This window comes from Kineosporia sp. NBRC 101731 (genome assembly GCF_030269305.1).
Taxonomy (GTDB): domain Bacteria; phylum Actinomycetota; class Actinomycetes; order Actinomycetales; family Kineosporiaceae; genus Kineosporia.
This window is the reverse complement of sequence record NZ_BSTC01000013.1, coordinates 54,572-73,972: the sequence shown is the minus strand read 5'-3', so window position 1 is coordinate 73,972 and position 19,401 is coordinate 54,572. Positions and strand designations below refer to the sequence as shown.

General features: G+C 68.3%; 19 protein-coding genes. 7 read left to right on the top strand and 12 right to left on the bottom strand.

The features are described from left to right. Nucleotides 1-21 precede the first annotated feature (21 nt). Entirely contained in the window at nt 22-1,050 is a 1,029-nt protein-coding gene (locus QSK05_RS28470; protein ID WP_285600440.1) for a TIGR03617 family F420-dependent LLM class oxidoreductase, read from the top strand. Here QSK05_RS28470 and QSK05_RS28465 read toward each other — a convergent pair. Beyond that, on the bottom strand, nt 1,047-1,883 hold the full coding sequence (locus QSK05_RS28465; protein ID WP_285600439.1) for a patatin-like phospholipase family protein: 837 nt from the start codon (nt 1,881-1,883) through the stop codon (nt 1,047-1,049). The two genes, QSK05_RS28470 and QSK05_RS28465, sit on opposite strands and share 4 nt — an antisense overlap. A 183-nt stretch (nt 1,884-2,066) precedes the next feature. Further along, entirely contained in the window at nt 2,067-2,924 is an 858-nt protein-coding gene (locus tag QSK05_RS28460) for an oxidoreductase (protein WP_352302991.1), read from the bottom strand. A gap of 121 nt (nt 2,925-3,045) precedes the next feature. On the opposite strand from QSK05_RS28460, the gene QSK05_RS28455 reads away from it, so the two are divergent. Next, entirely contained in the window at nt 3,046-3,462 is a 417-nt protein-coding gene (locus tag QSK05_RS28455) for a MarR family winged helix-turn-helix transcriptional regulator (RefSeq protein WP_285600437.1), read from the top strand. A 38-nt stretch (nt 3,463-3,500) separates the two neighbouring features. Next, a complete protein-coding gene (locus QSK05_RS28450; RefSeq protein ID WP_285600436.1) occupies nt 3,501-4,316 on the top strand; it encodes an alpha/beta fold hydrolase in 816 nt (271 codons plus the stop codon). A 60-nt stretch (nt 4,317-4,376) separates the two neighbouring features. Here QSK05_RS28450 and QSK05_RS28445 read toward each other — a convergent pair whose 3' ends face one another. Next, nucleotides 4,377-4,973 (bottom strand): NAD(P)-dependent oxidoreductase, encoded by a 597-nt coding sequence (locus tag QSK05_RS28445; protein WP_285600435.1) that lies wholly within the window; start codon nt 4,971-4,973, stop codon nt 4,377-4,379. 2 nt (nt 4,974-4,975) lie between these two features. Then, nucleotides 4,976-5,761 carry an inositol monophosphatase family protein gene (locus tag QSK05_RS28440; protein ID WP_285600434.1) on the bottom strand — a complete coding sequence of 262 codons (786 nt, stop codon included), beginning with the start codon at nt 5,759-5,761 and terminating at the stop codon, nt 4,976-4,978. Between the two features lie 96 nt (nt 5,762-5,857). On the opposite strand from QSK05_RS28440, the gene QSK05_RS28435 reads away from it, so the two are divergent. Beyond that, complete coding sequence (locus QSK05_RS28435; RefSeq protein ID WP_285600433.1) at nt 5,858-6,745, top strand: LysR family transcriptional regulator; 888 nt, start codon at nt 5,858-5,860, stop codon at nt 6,743-6,745. A 93-nt stretch (nt 6,746-6,838) separates the two neighbouring features. On the opposite strand, the gene QSK05_RS28430 is transcribed toward QSK05_RS28435, so the two are convergent. The 4 genes from QSK05_RS28430 to QSK05_RS28415 all read right to left on the bottom strand — a co-directional run bounded on the left by QSK05_RS28430 (nt 6,839) and on the right by QSK05_RS28415 (nt 12,747). Continuing rightward, entirely contained in the window at nt 6,839-7,165 is a 327-nt protein-coding gene (locus QSK05_RS28430; RefSeq protein ID WP_285600432.1) for a DUF6300 family protein, read from the bottom strand. Continuing rightward, a complete protein-coding gene (dnaE, locus tag QSK05_RS28425) occupies nt 7,162-10,716 on the bottom strand; it encodes a DNA polymerase III subunit alpha (protein ID WP_285600431.1) in 3,555 nt (1,184 codons plus the stop codon). Before dnaE ends, QSK05_RS28430 begins: the two co-directional genes overlap by 4 nt. Nucleotides 10,717-11,085: 369 nt before the next feature. Beyond that, nucleotides 11,086-11,481, bottom strand: coding sequence for a hypothetical protein (locus QSK05_RS28420; protein WP_285600430.1), 396 nt, complete (start codon nt 11,479-11,481; stop codon nt 11,086-11,088). A gap of 96 nt (nt 11,482-11,577) precedes the next feature. Next, the gene (locus QSK05_RS28415) at nt 11,578-12,747 is read right to left on the bottom strand and encodes a serine hydrolase domain-containing protein (RefSeq protein ID WP_285600429.1); all 1,170 of its coding nucleotides are present in this window, start codon (nt 12,745-12,747) and stop codon (nt 11,578-11,580) included. Nucleotides 12,748-12,858: 111 nt separating this feature from the next. Here QSK05_RS28415 and QSK05_RS28410 point away from each other — a divergent pair, with 111 nt between their 5' ends. Further along, complete coding sequence (locus tag QSK05_RS28410) at nt 12,859-14,013, top strand: sensor histidine kinase (protein WP_285600428.1); 1,155 nt, start codon at nt 12,859-12,861, stop codon at nt 14,011-14,013. Further along, a complete protein-coding gene (locus QSK05_RS28405; protein WP_285600427.1) occupies nt 14,001-14,636 on the top strand; it encodes a response regulator in 636 nt (211 codons plus the stop codon). Before QSK05_RS28410 ends, QSK05_RS28405 begins: the two co-directional genes overlap by 13 nt. Here QSK05_RS28405 and QSK05_RS28400 read toward each other — a convergent pair. After that, nucleotides 14,627-15,748, bottom strand: a complete 1,122-nt coding sequence (locus QSK05_RS28400) for a calcium:cation antiporter (protein WP_285600426.1) — start codon at nt 15,746-15,748, stop codon at nt 14,627-14,629. The two genes, QSK05_RS28405 and QSK05_RS28400, sit on opposite strands and share 10 nt — an antisense overlap. Before the next feature lie 124 nt (nt 15,749-15,872). Here QSK05_RS28400 and QSK05_RS28395 point away from each other — a divergent pair, with 124 nt between their 5' ends. Next, complete coding sequence (locus tag QSK05_RS28395) at nt 15,873-16,346, top strand: hypothetical protein (RefSeq protein WP_285600425.1); 474 nt, start codon at nt 15,873-15,875, stop codon at nt 16,344-16,346. 39 nt (nt 16,347-16,385) lie between these two features. Here the strand turns inward: QSK05_RS28395 and QSK05_RS28390 are convergent, their stop codons facing one another. From QSK05_RS28390 to QSK05_RS28380, 3 genes are all read right to left on the bottom strand, one after another. Further along, entirely contained in the window at nt 16,386-17,540 is a 1,155-nt protein-coding gene (locus tag QSK05_RS28390) for an RICIN domain-containing protein (RefSeq protein ID WP_285600424.1), read from the bottom strand. Nucleotides 17,541-17,766: 226 nt separating this feature from the next. Further along, complete coding sequence (locus QSK05_RS28385) at nt 17,767-18,558, bottom strand: SDR family oxidoreductase (RefSeq protein ID WP_285600423.1); 792 nt, start codon at nt 18,556-18,558, stop codon at nt 17,767-17,769. A 31-nt stretch (nt 18,559-18,589) separates the two neighbouring features. Next, nucleotides 18,590-19,378, bottom strand: a complete 789-nt coding sequence (locus QSK05_RS28380; RefSeq protein WP_285600422.1) for an IclR family transcriptional regulator — start codon at nt 19,376-19,378, stop codon at nt 18,590-18,592. Between the last annotated feature and the right edge of the window lie 23 nt (nt 19,379-19,401).

Below are 19,401 nucleotides of genomic sequence, written 5' to 3'. Positions count from 1 at the left end.
GTCGCTGATCGGGAGCCCTTCATGGAGATCAGGTACCTCGCGCTGTCCGCACCGCCGGCACAGCTGGCCCAAACCGCACGGGTGATGGAGGAAGTCGGTTTCGCGGGCGTGGATGTCGCGGAGGCGAACCATGATCCGTTCGTGTCGCTCACCGCTGCCGCGACAGCCACCCACCGCCTCGGCCTGCGAACGGCCGTGGCGGTGGCCTTCGCCCGCAACCCGATGAACGTGGCCATGCTGGCGCACGACCTACAGACGTTGTCGGGCGGGCGTTTTCAGCTGGGTCTCGGCACCCAGCTGAGTGCCCACATCATCAAACGGTTCTCGATGCCATGGTCGCAACCGGTCTCGCGCATGCGGGAGTTCGTGCAGGCCCTGCACGCGATCTGGGACGCGTTCGAGGGCGAGGGCTCGTTGCGGTACCGGGGCCAGATCTACCGGCACACCCTCATGGTGCCCTTCTTCAACCCGGGCCCCAGTGGCCTGCCCCGTCCGCCGGTGATGCTCGGCGGTGTCGGCGAGCGCATGACCCAGCTCGCCGGGGAGGTCGCGGACGGGTTCCTGTGCCACAACATCAGTAGCCCTCTGTTTCTGAAGGAGGTCACCCTGCCCGCGCTGGAGCGGGGGCGGGAGTCGGCCGGGCGCACGATGGAGGGTTTCCGGCTGCATGTGAGCCCGATGGTGGCAACGGGTTCGGACGAGGAGCAGCTGGCGGCGTCGAAGGAACGGATCCGGGCGCAGCTGGCCTTCTACACGGCGACCCCGTCGTACGCGAAACTGCTGGAACTGCACGGTCTCAGCGAGATGGGGGCCGAGTTGCAGCGGTTGGCCATGCGGGGTCGCACGGCCGACATGGCGGCGGCGGTCGACGACAGCGCCCTCAACACGCTGGCTTTCGTCGGCGAGCCACAGGATGTGGCCCGCCGCCTGCACGAGAGTTATGGCGGCGTGGTGGACAGCATGAGTTTCTACGAACCCGTGGTGACCGACCCCCGGCACTGGCTCACCATCATGGACGAGCTACGCCGCCTCGACGCGGTACCGGTTTAGTAGAGCCCTTCGAGGTCGAGGCGGCCGGCCTGGTTCACCCCGGCCTCGAAGGCGCGGGCGGCGCGGGAGCTGTCCATGACGGCCGCGCCCCATTCGCTGATCTCGCGGAACTCCTGGTCAGGGTCGATGAGCCGCACCTGGCTGCCGTTGTTCCGCAGATGCTCCACCTCGGAGAGCTGCCCCTGGGCGACCGGGGCCATCTCTGCGGGCAGGTCGGTGAGAGGGAAACAGGAGATGACCACGATCTGGTCGTGACCGACGGCCAGTTGCGCGTTGAGAGGGCTGAAGAGACCGCCGTCGATGTGTGGCCCAGCGTTCAGGGTGACGGGCGGGAACATGCCCGGGACAGCACAGCTGGCGGCGAGCACGGACGGCAGGTCGGCCCCGGAGCCGGCGTGGAACACATGCAGGCTGCTGGTGGTGGTGTCGACCGCCACGCAGTGGAATGCCGCCGGCCACGGCACCCCGGCCAGCGACGCGAACAGCGACTGCTTCACCCACGCGGCCTCGTCGACGGTGTCGGCCGCGAACGCGTGGTCGATGATCGCGGCCAGGGGGTTGTCGGGCCGACCGGCGGCCAGGCCGGAGAGCTCGGCGAAGATGTCGCCCGCCCCGCCACCGGGGACCGGCAGCGGAACGGAGACATGCTCCACCAGGCCCCGGGGATCGCGCCCGGCGGCGAGCGTGGCGCCCACCACCGACCCGGCCGAGGAGCCGAGCACGAAATCGGCGGTGGACAGATCAGCGCCCCGGGAGCCGAGCTCGCTGATCAGGCCTGATTGCCAGGCAATACCGAGAGGGCCACCGGCGCCGAGCACAAGAGCTTTGGTCACGGTCCCATTTCACCCGACGTAGGCGATACGCACCAGTCACACCCCCTTGGGCCCCAGCCCTTCCCCCCACCTACTTCGTTCGTGATCATGCAAAATCTCCCCGGCGTTCTAGAACTCTTCGACCGAGAGTTCTAGAAGTCCGGGGAGATTTTGCATGATCACGAGAGGTTGGGGGGGTTCCGGTCAGGCGCCGATCTCGTCCAGTTCCTTCACCGTCGTCTCGTCCAGCACCAGGTCGGCCGCGGCGACGTTCTCGCGCAGGTGCGCCACGCTCGACGTGCCGGGGATGAGCAGGATGTTGGGTGAGCGCTGCAGCAGCCAGGCCAGGGCCACGGCCGCCGGGCGGGTCTCCAGCCGCTCGGCCACGCCGTTGAGCACAGACGACTGCAACGGGCTGAAACCACCCAGCGGGAAGAACGGCACGAACGAGATACCCTGCACCGCCAGCGCATCGATGAGCGCGTCGTCGGCGCGGCGGTGGGCGATGTTGTAAAGGTTCTGCACGGTGACGACCGGGGCCAGGGTCTGGGCCTCCGCCACCTGCGCCGCGTTCACCACGCTCAGGCCGAGATGGCGGATCTTGCCCTCGGCCTGCATCTGGACCAGGGCCGCGAACGGTTCCGCGATCGAGCCCGGCGACGGATTCGCCATCGGGTCGCCGAGCCGGAGGTTCGCCACGTCCAGAGCCTCCACCCCGAGGCGCTTCAGGTTCTCCTCCACCTGCTGCCGCAGCTGCGCCGGCGCGTTCGCGGGAACCCAGCCGCCGGCCTCGTCGCGGTCGTAGCCGACCTTGGTGACGACGGTCAGGTCGCCGTACGGGTGCAGGGCCTCGCGGATCAGTTCGTTGGTGACGTGCGGACCGTAGAAATCGGCCGTGTCGATGTGAGTGACCCCGAGCTCGGGCAGGGCCCGCAGTACGGCCAGCGCCCCGTCCCGGTCCGGCGGCGGGCCCATCACGCCCGGGCCGGTGAGTTGCATGCTGCCGTAACCCATCCGGGTCACCGTGAGGTCGCCCATCGGGTAAGTGCTGTTCTGCGTCATGCCCTCCACCCTGCGGCGGTTGCGGGACCCCAGGCAGTACTCGGACCAGCCGGTGGACCGCCAGTACCCACCCTGCTTGATCAGCACCCTTAGATAAGGATCAGGAGATTAGAGTGGGCGTATGACTTCCTCCCTCCAGGACGTGGGCCTGGCCGTGAAACGCCTTCAGTGGCGGCACCACCGCGAGGCCAACACCCGGCTGGCCGCCCTGGGTCTCTCCCTGGCGCAGTGGGACGTGCTCCGGCATCTCCACGACCAGCCGGAGGCCTCGCTCCACACCTTGGCCCTGCTCACCTTTCAGACCGACCAGTCCATGGGGTCACTCGCGACCCGGATGATCGACCGGGGACTGCTGCGGCGCCTGAGCGGGCCGGGCCGGGCCGTGCGGCACGAAATCACGGATGCCGGTGCGGACCTGCGGGAGAAGGGCAGCGGAATTCTGGACGACGTACTCGAGGAGACCGTGGGGCAGCTCTCCGACCGGGAGCGTGCCACGCTCGAGAAGCTGCTGCGGAAGGCCACCCCGGACGCTTACTAAGGTTGCTTAGTTCAAGAGGCAGATCTAAGGTTCCTTACATGAAGATGACCAGCGACACCGTTCACCTCTCCCTCGACGATCTCGAGGGCCTCGGCGCCATCAACGGAGTCGACGTGACCCTGACCGACACCGGAGCGGGCCGCCCGGTTCTGCTGCTGCACGGCGGAGGCGGCCCGGCCACGGTGCTCCCGTGGGCCGACCGGCTGGCCGCGAGCCGCCCGGCACGGGTGATCACGCCGATCCACCCGGGTTTTGACGGAACCACCCGCCCGGACGCGCTGACCGGCGTCCCCCATCTCGCTTCCCTGTACATCGCCCTGCTCGAGCACCTGGACCTGACCGGCGTCACCGTGGTCGGCAACTCGATCGGTGGCTGGATCACCGCCGAAATGGCAACCCTGGCTGCCAGTTCGAGAGTCAGCGGATTCGTCATCGTTGACGGCGTCGGGCTGGAGGTGCCCGGGCATCCGGTGGCGGTCGGTCTCTCCCCGGCCGAACTCGCTCAGCACGCCTACTACGACCCGGCCCGGTTCGGGATCGACCCGACCGCCCTGCCGCCCGGACGACGCGCCCAGATGGCGGCCAACGCCCAGGTCCTGGCCCTCTACGCCGGAGCCACGATGACCGACCCCACGCTGGCGGACCGCCTGGCCGCCGTGAGCACCCCGACCGCCGTTATCTGGGGCGAGGCCGACCGGATCGCCGGCCCCGAGTACGGCAAGGCCCTCGCCCACGCGATTCCCGGGGCGCAGTTCGAGGTACTCCCGAAAACCGGCCATCTGCCCCAGATCGAGACTCCGGACCTGCTGATCGACCGGGTCTGGACCTTCATCACCCAGCGATCCCGTTCGTGATCATGCAAGTGTCCCCGGGGACACTTTGCATGATCACGAACAAGGAAACTGGGGACGAAGTCAGCCGGGTACGGCTACCACGGTCCGGCCGGGGAAATACGGTTCCTGGACTTCGTCGAGCATGGCCGCTGCCACCGCGGCACGGCTGATCCCGGCCGGGAAGAGGCGCTTCGGAGCATCTTCCAGGAGCAGGGTGCGGTGGGACGCGGGTCCGTCGCCCATCGGGCCGACGTGGAAGACCGTGCCCCCCGCCGCCAGGATCAGGGCATCGGCGGCGGTCTTGTCGGGAAGCTCCTGGCGCATGAACAGGGAGAGCATCGACCGGGTGAGAAGGCCCGCGGCCTGGGCTGATTCCCCGGTTCCGTAGGCACCGAGCCAGACGATCCGGCCGATACCGGACGCCACCACCGCCTTCGCACCCGCCACCAGCGTGCCGGGCGGCCCACCCAGCGCCGAGACCAGCACGTCGCTGCCCTTGACGGCCCTCGCCACCGACCCCGCGTCGTTGACATCGGCGGCGACCCGTTCGAGGTTCGGTCGGGCCGCCACACCAGCGGGATCACGCACCAGTGCCGTGACCTCGAAGCCGCGTGCCAGCGCGTCGTCCATCAGCAGGGAACCGACCTTGCCGGTCGCACCCAGAATCGCCACCCGCATGATCACTTCACCTCACTGAGCACGTCGAGGGCCGCCGCGTGCAGGCCGGGGGCCGCCGCGAGGTACGCGCCACCGTCGATGCGCCAGGGGCTGCCGTCGAGGTGGGTGACCACGCCACCGGCCTCCTGGACGATGAGCACGGGGCCGATGTGCGAGCGGACGTTGTCGAACTGCCAGTGCAGGTCCATGCGCCCGGCCGCGACCTGCGGCAGCTGGTGGGTGACGGGGACGGACATCCGCACGTAGAGCGCCGCCTGCAACATGGCGGTGATCCCGGCACCGACCCGCCGGGCGTGCGCCGGCTCGCGGGAGGGCTTGGCCTGGCCGGTCCCGGCCAGAGCCATGGTCAGATCGGTCTTGGCCGAGACCGCCAGGGGCCGGCCGTTGAGCCGGGCTCCCCCACCCGCGACGGCGGTGAACAGCTCGTCGGCCAGCGGCGCGTAGAGCACGGCCAGTTCGGGACGGCCGTCACGCACCAGGCTCACGCCGACATTCCAGTCGATCATGCCGTGCACCGTGTTGACGTTGCCGCCGACCGGGTCGACCACCCACCAGTCACCGGCGGACATCGGGCCGGTGCCGTGCTCGTCCTGGTCCCACTGCGAGCCGGGCAGTGCCGCCAGCAGGGCGGGGCGCAACTGATCGGTCACGAGATCTTCGTTGCGGCGGATCGCGGCCATCAGCTCCTCGCCGGTCGAGGGCCGCGACTGCGGCGAATACTGCTCCAGCAGGCGGATTCCGGCGGCCCGAACGGCTTCGCTGACGGTGGTGAGAAGTTCTGCAGACATTTTATTAACTCCGTTTGAACGACTGAAGGTGCCTTCAGCCTCTACGGAACCTGGGATTAAGTCCAGTGCACTCTTGACAACCGATAGTTTACTTTCATGCAACTGGATCTGAACCTGCTCACGGCGCTGGACGCCCTGCTGGAAGAGGGCAGCGTGACCGGCGCCGCGGATCGGCTGCGCCTGTCCACGCCGGCTGTCAGCCGCACGCTGGGGCGCATCCGGCGGCTCACGGGCGACGACATCCTGGTGCGGACGGGGCGGACCATGACCCCCACGCCGTACGCCCTGGCCATCCGCGAGCCGGTGAGTGATCTGGTGCGGCAGGCCCAAGCCCTGCTGACACCCCTGCGCGAGCTCGACCTGGCCACCCTGGAGCGGACTTTCACCCTGCGCTGCCACGATGCGCTCGTCACCTCGCTGGCGCCGGAGCTGCTGCGGCAGGTCGGCGATCAGGCTCCGGGCGTACAGCTGCGCTTCCTGGCCGAAACCGCCACGGACACGGACGATCTACGGCACGGCAAGGTCGATCTGGAGCTCGGCGGGAGTGCACCGCAGCTGCCGGAGTTCCGGTCCGAGACGATCCGGCACGACCCGCTCGTGGCCGTGATGCGGCCAGGGCATCCCCACGCCGAGAGCCTGGATCTGGACAGCTACGCCGAGCAGACCCACGTGCTGGTCTCCCGCCGCGGCCGCCTCAGCGATCCGATCGACGAGCTCCTGGCCGCTCACGGTCTGCGCCGACGGGTGCTCGCCGCCGTGGCCACCACCGCGGCCGCCGCCCTGGTGGTCAGCCGCAGCGACAGCCTGATGACCGCCCCGTCCCTCACCTGCCGGCCCCTGATCGAGGCGTTCGGGCTGGTCACCGCCCCTCTCCCCCTCGCCGTGCCCGACGCGTCCATCATTGCTGTCTGGCATCAGCGCTACGAGACGGATGCCGCCCATGCGTGGCTGAGGGGGAAAGTGCGGGAAGCCCTCAGCGCCTGAGAACGCTCAGGCCTCTCCCCGCCACCGGCATCAGCGGCCGGGCGTGGACCTCAACCCGGGTGCTGCCGTCGTGCCTCCTCGGACGGTGCGACGTCAGCACCCGTCCCCACGGTGGGACCCGCCCGGTGACGACCGTTTGGCCTGCGCCGTGACCAGCCATCTGGCGATGAGGGCCGATCCCTGGTCGACGTTCTCCAGGTTGATCTGGCCGTGCACCGCGAAATAGGTGATGAGCGGACCGGCGTCGGGATGGTCGATGTCGCAGGTCTCGCAGAGCACCGCGACCCCCGACCCGGTGATCGTGTCCGGTACGACGGCGGACATGATCCCGGGCCGGGAACAGTCGGGGCAGTCGACGGTTTCGGCCGTCGTCTCGACCGTGACGGGGACCCCGCCGGGACCCGGGCCCGGTCGGGTCACAGGGTGACCGCGGTGGAACCCAGGAGTGCCTTCAGCTCCCCCATCAGGGCCCCGCTAATAGCCACCGAGTAGTTGGGTAGTTCCATCACGGTCTCGCGCCGGTTGTGCGAACGCAGACACAGGTGGACGGGGGTGTCACCGGGGTGGTTGGTGAGGATCTGGCGCATCTTCTCGGTCAGGTCGGGGACGACCCGGTGGGTCGGGATCGAGAGGATGATCGGCGCGGTTCCCCCCGAGACGGTGGAGACGTCGAGGATCTTCATCTCCCTCCCCATCATGGAGAAGGCACCTTCCCGGTCCTGGATGATGCCGGTGACCGACACCACCAGGTCTTCGGTGACCTCGGGGGCGATGGCCATCCAGGACTGACCGAAGAACGACACCTCGATGGCGGCGTCCTTGTCTTCGACCATCAGCTTGGCCCAGGGGTTTCCGCTCTTGGCCGAGACCCGGCGCTCGACCATGGTGACGAGACCGGAGAGCGTGACGTTGCCCTGCGGCGGGCCGTCCAGGTTGAGCAGCTCGGCAATCGACAGATCGCGCTCACGGGCCAGGATGCGCTCGGTGCCGTCGAGCGGGTGGCTGGAGACGTACAGGCCCAGCATGTCGCGCTCGATGGCGAGCAGTTCCTTGCGGCCCCACTCGCTCTCGTCGATGTCGAGCTGCAGGCCGAAGGTCTCGTCGGGGCCGGTGTCGAGCGTGCCGAACAGGTCGTCCTGACCGATGCCGGCGGCCCGCTTGACCCCCATGACCGCGTCCACCGCTGCTTCCGCGACCTTGACCAGACCCTTGCGGGTGTGGCCGAGAGAGTCGAAAGCGCCTCCCCGGATGAGGGAGTCGATCGCGCGCTTGTTACAGGCGGGCAGGTCGATCTTGTCGAGGAAGTCGGAGAACGAGGTGAAGGCGCCCTTCTCCGTACGGGCCGCGACGATGGCCTCGATGACGTTGTCGCCGACGTTGCGGATGGCCCGCAGGCCGAAGCGCACGTTCTCGCCGACGGCGGTGAAGTCGGAGACCGATTCGTTGATGTCGGGCTGCAGGACCTTGATGCCGATCGACCGGGCGTCGGCCAGGTAGATGGCGGCCTTGTCCTTGCTGTCGTCGACCGAGGTCAGCAGGGCCGCGGCGTATTCAGCCGGGTAGTTGGCCTTGAGGTAGGCGGTCCAGTAGGCGACGAGCCCGTAGCCGGCGGTGTGCGACTTGTTGAAGGCGTAACCGGCGAACGGGAGCATGACGTCCCACAGCGCCTTGATCGCCTCGTCGCGGTAACCGTTGGCCTTCATCCCGGTCTCGAAGGTGACGAACTCCTTCTCCAGGATCTCCTTCTTCTTCTTACCCATGGCCCGGCGCAGCAGGTCGGCCTGGCCCAGGGTGTAACCGGCCACGGCCCGGGCGGTCGCCATGATCTGCTCTTGGTAGACCAGCAGGTGGAACGTGTTACCCAGGATCGGTTCCAGGACCTCTTCGAGGTCGGGGTGGATCGGGACGACCTCCTGCTTACCGGTTTTCCGCAGCGCGTAGTTGGTGTGCGCGTTGGCGGCCATCGGGCCGGGCCGGTACAGGGCGAGCACGGCCGCGATGTCTTCGAACCGGGTCGGCTCCATCAGTTTCAGCAGCGAGCGCATCGGCCCACCGTCGAGCTGGAACACGCCGAGGGTCTCGCCCCGGGCCAGGAGCTTGTACGTCTTCTCGTCGTCGAGGGGCATCGTCAGGGTGTCGAGCTTCACCCCGGTGTTGGTCTCGATGATCTTGATGGCGTGGTCGATGATGCCGAGGTTGCGCAGACCGAGGAAGTCCATCTTCATCAGGCCCATTTCCTCGCACTGAGGATAGGAGAAGCCTGTGAGCAGGGTTCCGTCAGAGGTGCGCTTGTGCATCGGCACCAGGTCGAGCAGCGGTGCCGAGGAAAGGATGACGGCCGCGGCGTGGACGCCGGTGCCGCGGATCAGGCCCTCGATGCCCAGGCCGGTGTTGTAGATCCGCTTGACCTCGGGGTCGGTCTCGATCAGCGTCCGGATCTCGCCGCCCTCGGCGTACCGGGGGTGGTTCTTGTCGAACAGGTCGGCGAGCGGGACGCCCTTGCCCATCACGTCCGGCGGCATGGCCTTGGTGATGCGGTCACCCATGGAGAACGGGTAACCGAGGATGCGGTTCGCGTCCTTGACCGCGGCCTTGGCCTTGATGGTGCCGAAAGTGTTGACCTGGGAGGTGTAGTCGGCACCGTACTTCTCGGTGACGTACTTGACCATCTTGTCGCGCTGACGGTCGTCGAAGTCGAGGTCGACATCGGGAGGGCTGATGCGGTCGGGGTTGAGGAACCGCTCGAACAGCAGGTCGTGCTCCAGCGGGTCCAGCTCGGTGATGCGCGTGGCGTAGGCCACGATCGAGCCGGTGGCCGAACCACGGCCCGGCCCGACGGGGACCCCGGTGTCGCGGGCCTGCCGGCAGATGTCGGACACGATGAGGAAGTAGCTGGAGAACCCCATCGGACCGATGACCTTCATCTCGGTCTCGTACCGCTCGATGACGTTCTGCGGGATCGGGTCGCCGTAGCGCTTCTTGAGCCCGATCTCGACCTGCTGGCGCAGGTACGACTCCTGGGTCTCACCCGCCGGCACGTCGAACTGCGGCATCCGGTCGACGTAGGTGAAGACCTCTTCGTACGACTCGACCATCTCGGCCACGAGCAGCGTGTTGTCGCAGGCCTGCGGCAGCTCCCGGAAGAGCGAGCGCATCTCGTCGGAGGTCTTCAGGTAGTAGCCGGCGCCGTTGAACTTGAACCGGTTGGGGTCGTCCTTGTTCTTACCCACACCGATACACAGCAGGCTGTCGTGCGCGTCCGCCTCGGACTCCAGCACGTAGTGCGAGTCGTTGGTGGCCAGCAGCGGGATGTCCAGGTGCTTGGCCAGCTTGAGCAGGTCGGCGCGGACCTCGTGCTCGATGTCGATGCCGTGGTCCATCAGCTCGAGGAAGTAGTTCTCCTTGCCGAGCATGTCCTGGTAGGCCGCGGCGACCTTGACCGCCTCGTCCCACTGCCCCAGCCGCAGGCGGGTCTGCACGGCCCCGGACGGGCAGCCGGTGGTGCCGATGATGCCCTCGGCGTGCTGGGCGATCAGCTCCATGTCCATGCGGGGCTTACCGAAGAAGCCCTCGTAGCTGGCGATCGACGACAGCCGGAACAGGTTGCGCAGGCCCTGGGGGTTCTTCGCCCACATCGTCATGTGGGTGTACTGACCGCCACCCGAGACGTCTTTGCCGCCCTCGCCGCCGTCTGCGGTCGCTCCGCGCTGGCCGCCCTTGCCCCAGAAGACCTTGCGCTTGTGGTGACGCGACTCCGGGGCGACGTAGGCCTCGATGCCGATGATCGGCTTGACCGGGCCCTTCTTCGCCGTCTGGAAGAACTCGTAGGCGCCGAACATGTTGCCGTGGTCACTCATAGCGATCGCGGGCGCACCCTGCCGCTCGGCCTCGGCGAACAATTTCTTGTTCTTGGCCGCCCCGTCCAGCATGGAGTACTCGGTGTGCACATGCAGATGGACGAAGTCGCTCACGGTGAGTAAGGCTCCTGCGCTCGATCGGGGGTTCAACGGGGGCAAGTTTAGGCGCTCCGTACCGGCCCTCGAAGCAGATCCCCGGCAAGTCGCCCCGATCCGGTGACTCATCCCGATTTGCCCGGGCCACCCGCCTGCGGACGATTCATCAAACGAGGGTCCACGACCTTCACCGGCTCGTCGATCCACATCAGTTCGTCATCGGGGGTATACCCCTACGCGAGCGCCTCCGCGGTCGATCGCCATGCCTGCAGGGTGAGCAGCAACCGGTCGAACCGTGACACCGCGGCGCAAGCGCGAGCCGGACGGGCTGGCACCCTGCCGATCCCGTTCCGGTCACCAGGTCCTGCCTCGGCGACCGGGACGGTGTCAGTGGCATTCGTCGAAGGTCAGGGCGAAGGACGAGCGGGACGGTCCGGTACAGACCTGCGTCTCGACCTCTCCTGAACCGAAACGGTCTTTCGTGCTGTCGGTCTCCACCTGGATCTCGCCGGACCCGAGGTTCCGGAACACCTGCGTGATCGGGTCGCCCTCGACGGTGGGATAGGTGACCTCCAGGGTGGCCGGATCGCCCGCGGTCACGGCGCCGAGGAAGCAGTCGGCGCCCTGGTCGCTGATCCGCGCGCTCTGATCCAGCACCTCCGTGCCGCAGTCGGTCATCGCGGAGGTCTCGGCCGCGGCCGTCACGACCTCGACCGTCTCCGGCTCACCGCATCCGCCGAGGGCGACGAGCAGCCCGATCCCCACAACCGTCCAGCGCCACATGCGTCCTCCATCGGTGAGCCCCGGACTTCTTCTACACCCTTTGGACGCAGGCCGGGGCATCTGGTTCCGGGCGATTTCCGGGCGATTTCCGGGCGATCAGGTCCGGCCGCACAGGGCATGGGCGATGAGGGTGTCTGCGGCCCGCTGCTGCCGGACCGGATCCGTGGGCGTACCGCCCAGAGCGGTGTTCATACTGACCACGGCGCTGCGCCGGCCGTCGGGGGTCACCCCGGTCACCGTGATGAAACCGGCGTCGCCCCCGTCGTGGCCCCAGTACACACCTCCGCAGGCCAGGGGGCGGCTGATCAGGCCCAGCCCGTAACGGGCACCGGGCATGAAGGCGTCGATCTCGGGCGTGACCGGAACCGTCCGCTGCATGGCCTCGTGTTGAGGACGAGGCAGGAGACGGCCGTCGAGTACGGCCTGGAAGAAGATGGTCAGGTCGCGTGTGGAGCCGACCACCGCGTCCGGATCGCTCGGTACCTGCTCGGTCACGTCCACCACGGCGCCGTTCCCGAAGACCTGGTGGGCACGAGCGTGCGGGGCGGGTAGCAACGGCGAGATCCCCGGCCAGCTGAGGGTCTTCAGGCCCAGCGGTTGGGCGATGCGCTCGCGGGTCAGTCGTTCCAGCGGACGCTTCCCGGCCTTCTCCACGACGGCTCCCAGCACCAGGAATCCGGTGTTGGAGTAGGCCCATCCGGTACCGGGGGCGAAGTCCGGCCGGTGCCGCAGCGCCCGGGCGATCAGTTCGTCGCGGGTGTGCACGTCGTAGCGCTGTTCGAGGTACCCCTGGGGAGTCTCGTAACCGGGCTGGTCGTCGTGCAGACCGCTGGTGTTCTGCAGCAGGTGCCGAACCGTGATCCTCCGGCCCTCCTCACCCGGGACGGTGTCCGGAAGCCATGTCCCCACCGGATCGTCCAGACCGAGCCGCCCCTCGCCGACCAGTTGCAGAGCCACCACCGCCACCATGGCCTTACGGACGCTGGCGATCCGGAACCGGCCCTGCACCGGCACGGGTGCGCCGGTGAGCCGATCGGCCCGGCCGCTGGTCACGATCCGGGAACCGGCACGGTCCCGGACCTCGGCCTGCACGCCGATCACGCCCAGGGCCCGGATGCCATCGGCATCCCTCTGCAACTGAGTCTGCGGCTGAGTCTGCTGCGGAGAAGGGCCGGCCGCGGCCAGTCTGCTCGCAAGTGCGGTGAACGCCAGTGCCACGACCAGCGCAACCAGACCTCGACGTCCTCTGTTCTGCAGTGATTTCATGTTCTGCACCGTAGTTTTCCGGATCCGGCCCGAGCAGTACCCCGGCCTGTAGGGGGCGGGCTACAGCTGGCTGTAGTGCTGCGACCGGGATCGTGGGCCCACACTGGGCAGGTGCTGGGGGACGACATACGGCGCGGGTGCGTCGAGACCGTACGGGGCTGGGTGTACCTGCAGACGAAGCTGGTGGAGGGCCCGGCCGGTGCTCTCACGCTCCCCCTGCTCCGGCATCACGGTTTCTCCCGGAAACTGGCGGCCCGGCAGCAGACCAGGGCACGTCGGTTACTGCGATCCCCGGACGGGCCGATGACGCTCCCGCGCCGGTCGCGGGTCCTGGCCTGGGTCCTGGTCCAGGCCACCGCGGGCACCGCGACCGGGCTGGCGGCCCTGCTCGTGGTCGGTAATGCGCTGGTGGCGGTGGTGGCCACCGGATTCTGGTGGGCTCTCCCGGCCTCGGACCCACCGCGCTTGTTCGTCGAGACTCCGGTGCGGAGCTGGTCGGTCGCCCTGGTGCTGGGCCCGCTCCAGTTCGTGCTGCTCGCCGCCGTTGCGACAGCTGCGTTCGGGCCGGTGGGACGGATCTACGCCCGCTGCTGCCTGAAGATCCTGACGCCCTCGGCCACCGAGCAACTGACCCGGCGGGTGGCGGTACTGACCGAGACCCGGGCCGACGTGCTCGACGCGCACGTGAGTGAGTTGCGCCGGATCGAGCGGGATCTGCACGATGGCGCCCAGGCTCACCTGGTGGCTGTGGCCGTTCGTCTGGGTGTGGCGGAGAAGGCCCACGCACGGGACGATCACGAACGGCTGGGTGCGCTCGTGCGGGAGGCGCACGACGAGATCAGGATCGCCATGGAGTCGTTGCGCACGGTTCTGCGGAGCGTCTATCCGCCGATTCTGTCCGACCGCGGCCTGCACGGCGCCCTGGTGGCACTCACCGCCGGATGCTCGGTGCCCACCCGGCTCACTCTCGACGATCTGGGACGCCTTCCCGCCGCGGTGGAGTCGGTCGTCTATTTCGTGGTGGCCGAGTCCCTGACCAATATCGTCCGGCACAGCGGCGCCGCCTCGGCCGAGGTCGCCGTCACCCTCGCCGGGCACCTGAAGGTGCGGGTGAGGGATGACGGGGCGGGATCTGCCGATCCGTCCAAGGGCAGCGGCCTGAGCGGGATCCGCGACCGGGTTCAGGCGCTGGACGGCCGGTTCGCGATCAGTAGCCCGGCCGGCGGCCCGACCCTGATCGAGGTGGACCTGCCGTGCGCGTGGTGATCGCCGAGGACAACGTCCTGCTCGCGAGCGGGCTCGAACTCCTCCTGGCCGAAGCCGGTTTCGAGGTGGCCGCGCTCACCGTCGACGCCGTTGCCTTTCTGCGGGCGGTCGATGAGCAGAATCCGGACGTGGCCCTGGTGGACGTCCGTCTGCCACCCGGGTTTCGGGACGAAGGGATCCGCGCGGCGCTCGAGGCCCGCAGACGTCATCCCGGTCTGCCGATTCTCGTTCTCTCCCAGTATGTCGAGCAGCAGTACGCGGGCGAGCTCCTGAGCGCCGGAGGCGGCCTGGGCTACCTGCTGAAAGACCGGATCAGCCGGGTCAGCGAGTTCACCGACGCCCTCCTACGGGTCGCGGGCGGTGGCACCGTCATGGATCCGGAGGTGGTGTCACAGTTGCTGGCCCGCAACCCGATCACGGCCCTGACCCCGCGCGAGCGTGAGGTGATCGCGCTGATGGCCGAAGGGATGGACAACCAGGCCATTGCCGGCCGGCTCTTCATCACCGACAACGCCGTGCACAAACACATCGGCGGGATCTTCACCAAGCTCGGCCTGGCCCCCACCGACAGTGGTCACCGGCGGGTCCTGGCAGTGCTGCGGTATCTCGACGATCAGGGATGAACCGACAGGAACAGCCACGCCCCCAGCAGCACCAGGTGAACGAAACCCTGCAGCGCGTAGGCCCGGCCCTGCACCACGGTGAACACCGTGACCACGATGGTGAGGACGAACAACACCATCTGGATCGGTTCGAGACCCAGTTCCAGCGGCCCGGAGAGCCAGATCATCGCCAGCGCGACGGCCGGGATGGTCAGCCCGATCGACGCCATCGCCGAACCGTAGGCCAGGTTCAGGCTGAGCTGTACCCGATCGCGGGCGGCGTTGCGGGTGGCGGCAATCGACTCCGGGGCGAGCACGAACAGTGCGATGACCACCCCGACAACCGTATACGGGAGCCCTAAGTCAGCAACGACGTCCTCAATCGTGGGTGACAGCAGTTTGGCCAGCCCGACCACCGACACCAGCGAGACGATCAGCAGGCCGAGGCTGGTCCACGCCTGGCGGGCCGGGGGCGGGTCGGCGTGACCGTCGCCGTCCAGGTCGAGCAGACCGGTGGCCTGGCCGGTGTCGTCGCTGGAGACCGGCAGGAAGAAGTCGCGGTGGCGGATGGTCTGGGTGAAGACGAACGCGCCGTACAGAGCCAGGGAAGCGACCGCGGCGAAGGCCAGCTGGGACGGCGAATACTCCCGGCCGGCGGCCGAGGTGGTGAAACTGGGCAGAACCAGGGCCACTCCGGCCAGGGTGACGACGGTGGTCACGGCGGATCCGGTGCCCGAGGCGTTGAAGCTGACGATGTTGTGCTTGCGCGCGCCGACCACCAGGGAAAGGCCGACGATGCCGTTGAACGTGATCATCACGGCGGCGAACACGGTGTCGCGGGCGTAGGTGCTGGCGCCCTTCCCTCCCCCGGTCATCAGCAGCACGATCAGCGCGACCTCGATGACGGTGACGGCCACGGCGAGGATCAGCGACCCGAACGGCTCACCCACCTTGTGGGCCACCACCTCGGCATGGTGCACGGCGGCGACGATCGAGCCGATCAGCGCCACCGTCACCAGGGTGAGGGCCGGCCAGTCGTCGTGCCAGAACCAGGTCAGGCACAGCACCAGCAGGGCCAGGAGCGGCGTCAGCAGCGGCCACTGCAAACGCTCTCGGACGGTAGCGGCGCTCATCCGGTCAACCTATCGAGTCGCGGTCCAGAACCCCAGGTCATCCGTTCGGACCGGGACCGGAAGGTGCCGTCTCGGCGCCGAACCGGTCGGTGCCGCGGTTCCGCCCGGACTAAGATCCACTGGCATGTATGCACTGTATGCCTGGGGGAACTTCATCCAAGAGGTCGACCTCGACCGCGAGCCGGGCTGGGTGACACCCGCCCTTCTTCGCGGTGAGCATGATGTGGTGAGCGATCACCTGCTCATCGTGGACGACGGGAGCGGGCCCTTGCTCGTCGACGGGCCGAACACGATCTTCGAGGTGGACGACGAGCTGGTGCTGGGCTCCCAACTGGTCGACCGCGACCTCAGCCAGACGTCCTGGAGAGTGGCGTACATCCGGGTCGCCACCGACGGAACCCTCCAGGACGCGCTGCGGATCACCGGGAAGATCGAAGACGTGGACGACTACTACGCCGACCGGTCGCCGCAGAGGAATCCGGTGGTGTTGGGCCAGGAAGCCGTGGGCGAGGTCGTGACCACCTGGGAAGACAACAACGGCCAGTGGGATCTCGCCCTGATCCGGCTCCGGAACGACTCACCGGGGCATTCCAGCTGACCGCACCGGCCCGGCCCCCGTCGTCAGGTTCCGGTCCGCTCAGCCGAACGTCCAGATGTGGTCGTCCTTCGCCGAGCAGGCGAAGAGCGTCAGCTTCAGATCGGCGACCTGGTTGTCGACGCCGTAGGGGTTGGAGACGTTCAGGCACATGCCGGTCTTCACGTGCACCAGGAAGAATCCGTTGCCCTGGGCCTGTTTCCGGAACATCTGGTTGTCCTGGCCACCCGACAGGCACTCATGGGTGTTGACGACGGTGCCCGACGTCACGGAGCCCGAACCGCTGACATCGAGGCACCAGCCCGAGGCGACGTTGCGCAGTAGGAACGTTCCGTCGGTGGCGGAGACGGTCTGGAACTGCTGATTGTCGGAAGTGCCGGGGACGCAGGTGTTCTGCCGCACCAGAACGTTCTCGTCGGCAGCAGCCGGACCGGGCAGGTCGGCGCAGAACCCGGTCACCAGGTTCCGGATCACCCCGACGGTGACCACGTTGCTCGTCGCGGCCTGGGTACCGGCGGTGCTCGCGGTGCTCCCATCGATCTGATCGGTGGCTGTCATGGTGGTCGCGGCCTGGGAACCATCGTCGGTCCGGCTGTCCTGATGACCGGTCGGCGTCGTCTGCCCGCCGGGCTTCGTCGTTCCGCCCTGGTCCTGGATCCCGCCGTCGTTCGCGGTGCCGCCGAAGCTCTTCCCGGTGTCCGGCCCGGACGACTTCCGGGGTTTTCCGTCCGTCGTTCCCTTCCCGTCGGCCGACGAGGGTTCCGGAGCAGCCGTCGCCGTGGGCAGACCCTGGCCCGTGACGGGCAAGGGGAACTCGTCCATCCCCGAGGAGAGGGTGACCGGGACGGGGTCGTGGTCACCCGAGATCGCCCGGACCGCGGCCCCGCAACTGATCACCAGGACGGCTCCCAGGACGGCGACCCCGGCGATCATCCCGGCGCCGCGCGGACTGCGGGTCTGCTTCCAGGCCGGACTCCGGGCCAGACCCCGGGCCCGGATCCCGACGGAGTTCCAAGCCGAGATGTGGGACGAGGTCCGCTTCCGGGACGGCTTTCGGACCGGTTTTCGGACCGGTTTTCGGACCGGTGGGACGGAATCCGCCGGCGGTTCGGGGTTCCGGGCCGCCAGGAGTTCCTGCTCCCGGGCGGCCCGGGCCAGTGCCTTGGGGCGTCGACTCCGGAGATTCGGCTGCTGCACCGGGTCCGGCTGCCACGAAGGATCCGGCTGATCAACCGGATCGGATGGCCTCTGAACCGGCGCTCCCGTCTCGGACGTCACGTCTTCTCCATTCAGCCGTCGGCCCACCGGATCGCAGGGGCCTGCTCCTGAAGAGACGGCCCGGTCGGCACGACGGTTCAATGGTTTTTCGGGTCACGGCGCTCGTGGTCCCACTGACCTGGCCGAGCTCCCCTGATCGCCCCGCTCAGCGCGCCAGCCATCCCCCGTCCACGGGAAGGACGATGCCGTTGACGTAGTCGGCCGCGCCCGAGCAGAGGAACAGGACCGCGCCGGCGATGTCGCCGGCCTGGGCCCAGCGGGCCGCCGGGATGCGGGCGAGGATCTCCTTGCTGCGTTCGGCGTCCTGACGCAGGTCGTGGGTGTTGGCCGTGGCGACGTACCCGGGGGCCACCGCGTTGACGTTGACGCCCTGGCCCGCCCACTCGTTCGCGAGCGCCTTCGTGAGACCGGCGACCGCCGACTTGGACGAGGTGTAACCCGGAACGTTGACCCCACCTTGAAAGCTGAGCATTGACGCCACATTGACGATTTTTCCGGAGCCGCGTCCAAGCATCGACCGGCCGATCTCGCGGGAAAGCACGAACGTCGAGCGGAGATTGACGTCCATCACGTGATCGAAGTCGTCGTCGGAGTGCACGGCGGCAGGAGTCCGGCGGATCGTGCCACCGTTGTTGACGAGGATGTCGACCTCGCGCCCGGCCAGGTCGGCCGCGAGGGCACTCACCTCATCCCGGGCCGAGAGGTCGACGCGCAGTGGGGTGAAGGTCCGCCCCACCCGTTCGACCCGGGTGCGAACGGTGCTCTCCCCCAGCGGCAGGCTGTTGCTGATGCCGATGATGTCGGCACCGGCCGAGGCGAGCGCCTCGGCGATCGCCAGTCCGATGCCCTGCCTGGCGCCGGTCACGACCGCGAGCTTGCCCTCCAGGGTGAAGCTACGGGTCAGATAGGCGGCGGGACTGCTGACGGGGCTCGTCATGGTGGGCTCTCTCCTGGTGGTGCGGAAAGGGTCAGAGGGTGTACCCGAGGGCGGTCGAGATCTGGGCGGCGGTCTCGATGGCCAGCGGGGCCATCTCCTCGACCTGCTCCGGGCTGTGCTCCAGGGTCAGCGTCGAGATGCTCAGCCCGTACTTGATCCGGCGGGTGGAATCGAGAATGGGTGCTGCGACGCAGGTGACGCCGGGTACGTTCTCCTCCCGGTCGAGGGCGTAACCGAGCTGGTGGATCCGGGCCACCTCGGCGCGCAGCCCGGTCAGCGTCGTGATCGTGTTCGTGGTCCGGGCCGGCAGACCGACCCGGGCCACGAACCGCTCCAGTTCATGGTCGGTGTAACCGCTGAGCACCACCTTGCCGATGCCCGAGGTGTGCATCGGGATCGCCAGCCCGACCCGCGAGGGCATCCGGTAGGGCTTGTCGGAGTCGGCCCGGATCAGGTAGACGATCTCGTCACCGTTCGCCGCACCGACGTGGACCGTGCAGTGCACCCGGTCGACCAGCGCGTCCACGAAAGGTTGTGCGAGTGCGGAGATGTCGATCCGTTGCAGAGCCTGTCCGGCCAGCGAGAGGATCTTCGGCCCGGGCAGGTAGCTGCCGTCCGCGGCGACCGTGACGAACCTCCGTTCGATCAGCGTGGCCAGGATCCGGTGGGTCGTGGCCTTGGCCAGACCCGTCGCCTCGACGACCTCCGAGAACCGCCCCCGGGTCATGACTGCCTCCAGCACGAGCAGGGTCTTCTCGCTCGCGTTCGCGCCGCCGGTCAGCGGCTCGTGCGGGCTCAGCTGGGCAGTCTCTTCGGCCATGTCGGATCTACCTGTCTAGGCGG

Excerpts from the sequence above, each read along its gene's own strand:
- QSK05_RS28470 (WP_285600440.1), top strand. The coding sequence starts at position 22 with ATGGAGATCAGGTACCTCGCGCTGTCCGCACCGCCGGCACAGCTGGCC.
- QSK05_RS28460 (WP_352302991.1), bottom strand. The coding sequence starts at position 2,924 with ATGACGCAGAACAGCACTTACCCGATGGGCGACCTCACGGTGACCCGG.
- QSK05_RS28455 (WP_285600437.1), top strand. The coding sequence starts at position 3,046 with ATGACTTCCTCCCTCCAGGACGTGGGCCTGGCCGTGAAACGCCTTCAG.
- QSK05_RS28450 (WP_285600436.1), top strand. The coding sequence starts at position 3,501 with ATGAAGATGACCAGCGACACCGTTCACCTCTCCCTCGACGATCTCGAG.
- QSK05_RS28445 (WP_285600435.1), bottom strand. The coding sequence starts at position 4,973 with ATGCGGGTGGCGATTCTGGGTGCGACCGGCAAGGTCGGTTCCCTGCTG.
- QSK05_RS28440 (WP_285600434.1), bottom strand. The coding sequence starts at position 5,761 with ATGTCTGCAGAACTTCTCACCACCGTCAGCGAAGCCGTTCGGGCCGCC.
- QSK05_RS28435 (WP_285600433.1), top strand. The coding sequence starts at position 5,858 with ATGCAACTGGATCTGAACCTGCTCACGGCGCTGGACGCCCTGCTGGAA.
- QSK05_RS28420 (WP_285600430.1), bottom strand. The coding sequence starts at position 11,481 with ATGTGGCGCTGGACGGTTGTGGGGATCGGGCTGCTCGTCGCCCTCGGC.
- QSK05_RS28415 (WP_285600429.1), bottom strand. The coding sequence starts at position 12,747 with ATGAAATCACTGCAGAACAGAGGACGTCGAGGTCTGGTTGCGCTGGTC.
- QSK05_RS28400 (WP_285600426.1), bottom strand. The coding sequence starts at position 15,748 with ATGAGCGCCGCTACCGTCCGAGAGCGTTTGCAGTGGCCGCTGCTGACG.
- QSK05_RS28395 (WP_285600425.1), top strand. The coding sequence starts at position 15,873 with ATGTATGCACTGTATGCCTGGGGGAACTTCATCCAAGAGGTCGACCTC.
- QSK05_RS28385 (WP_285600423.1), bottom strand. The coding sequence starts at position 18,558 with ATGACGAGCCCCGTCAGCAGTCCCGCCGCCTATCTGACCCGTAGCTTC.
- QSK05_RS28380 (WP_285600422.1), bottom strand. The coding sequence starts at position 19,378 with ATGGCCGAAGAGACTGCCCAGCTGAGCCCGCACGAGCCGCTGACCGGC.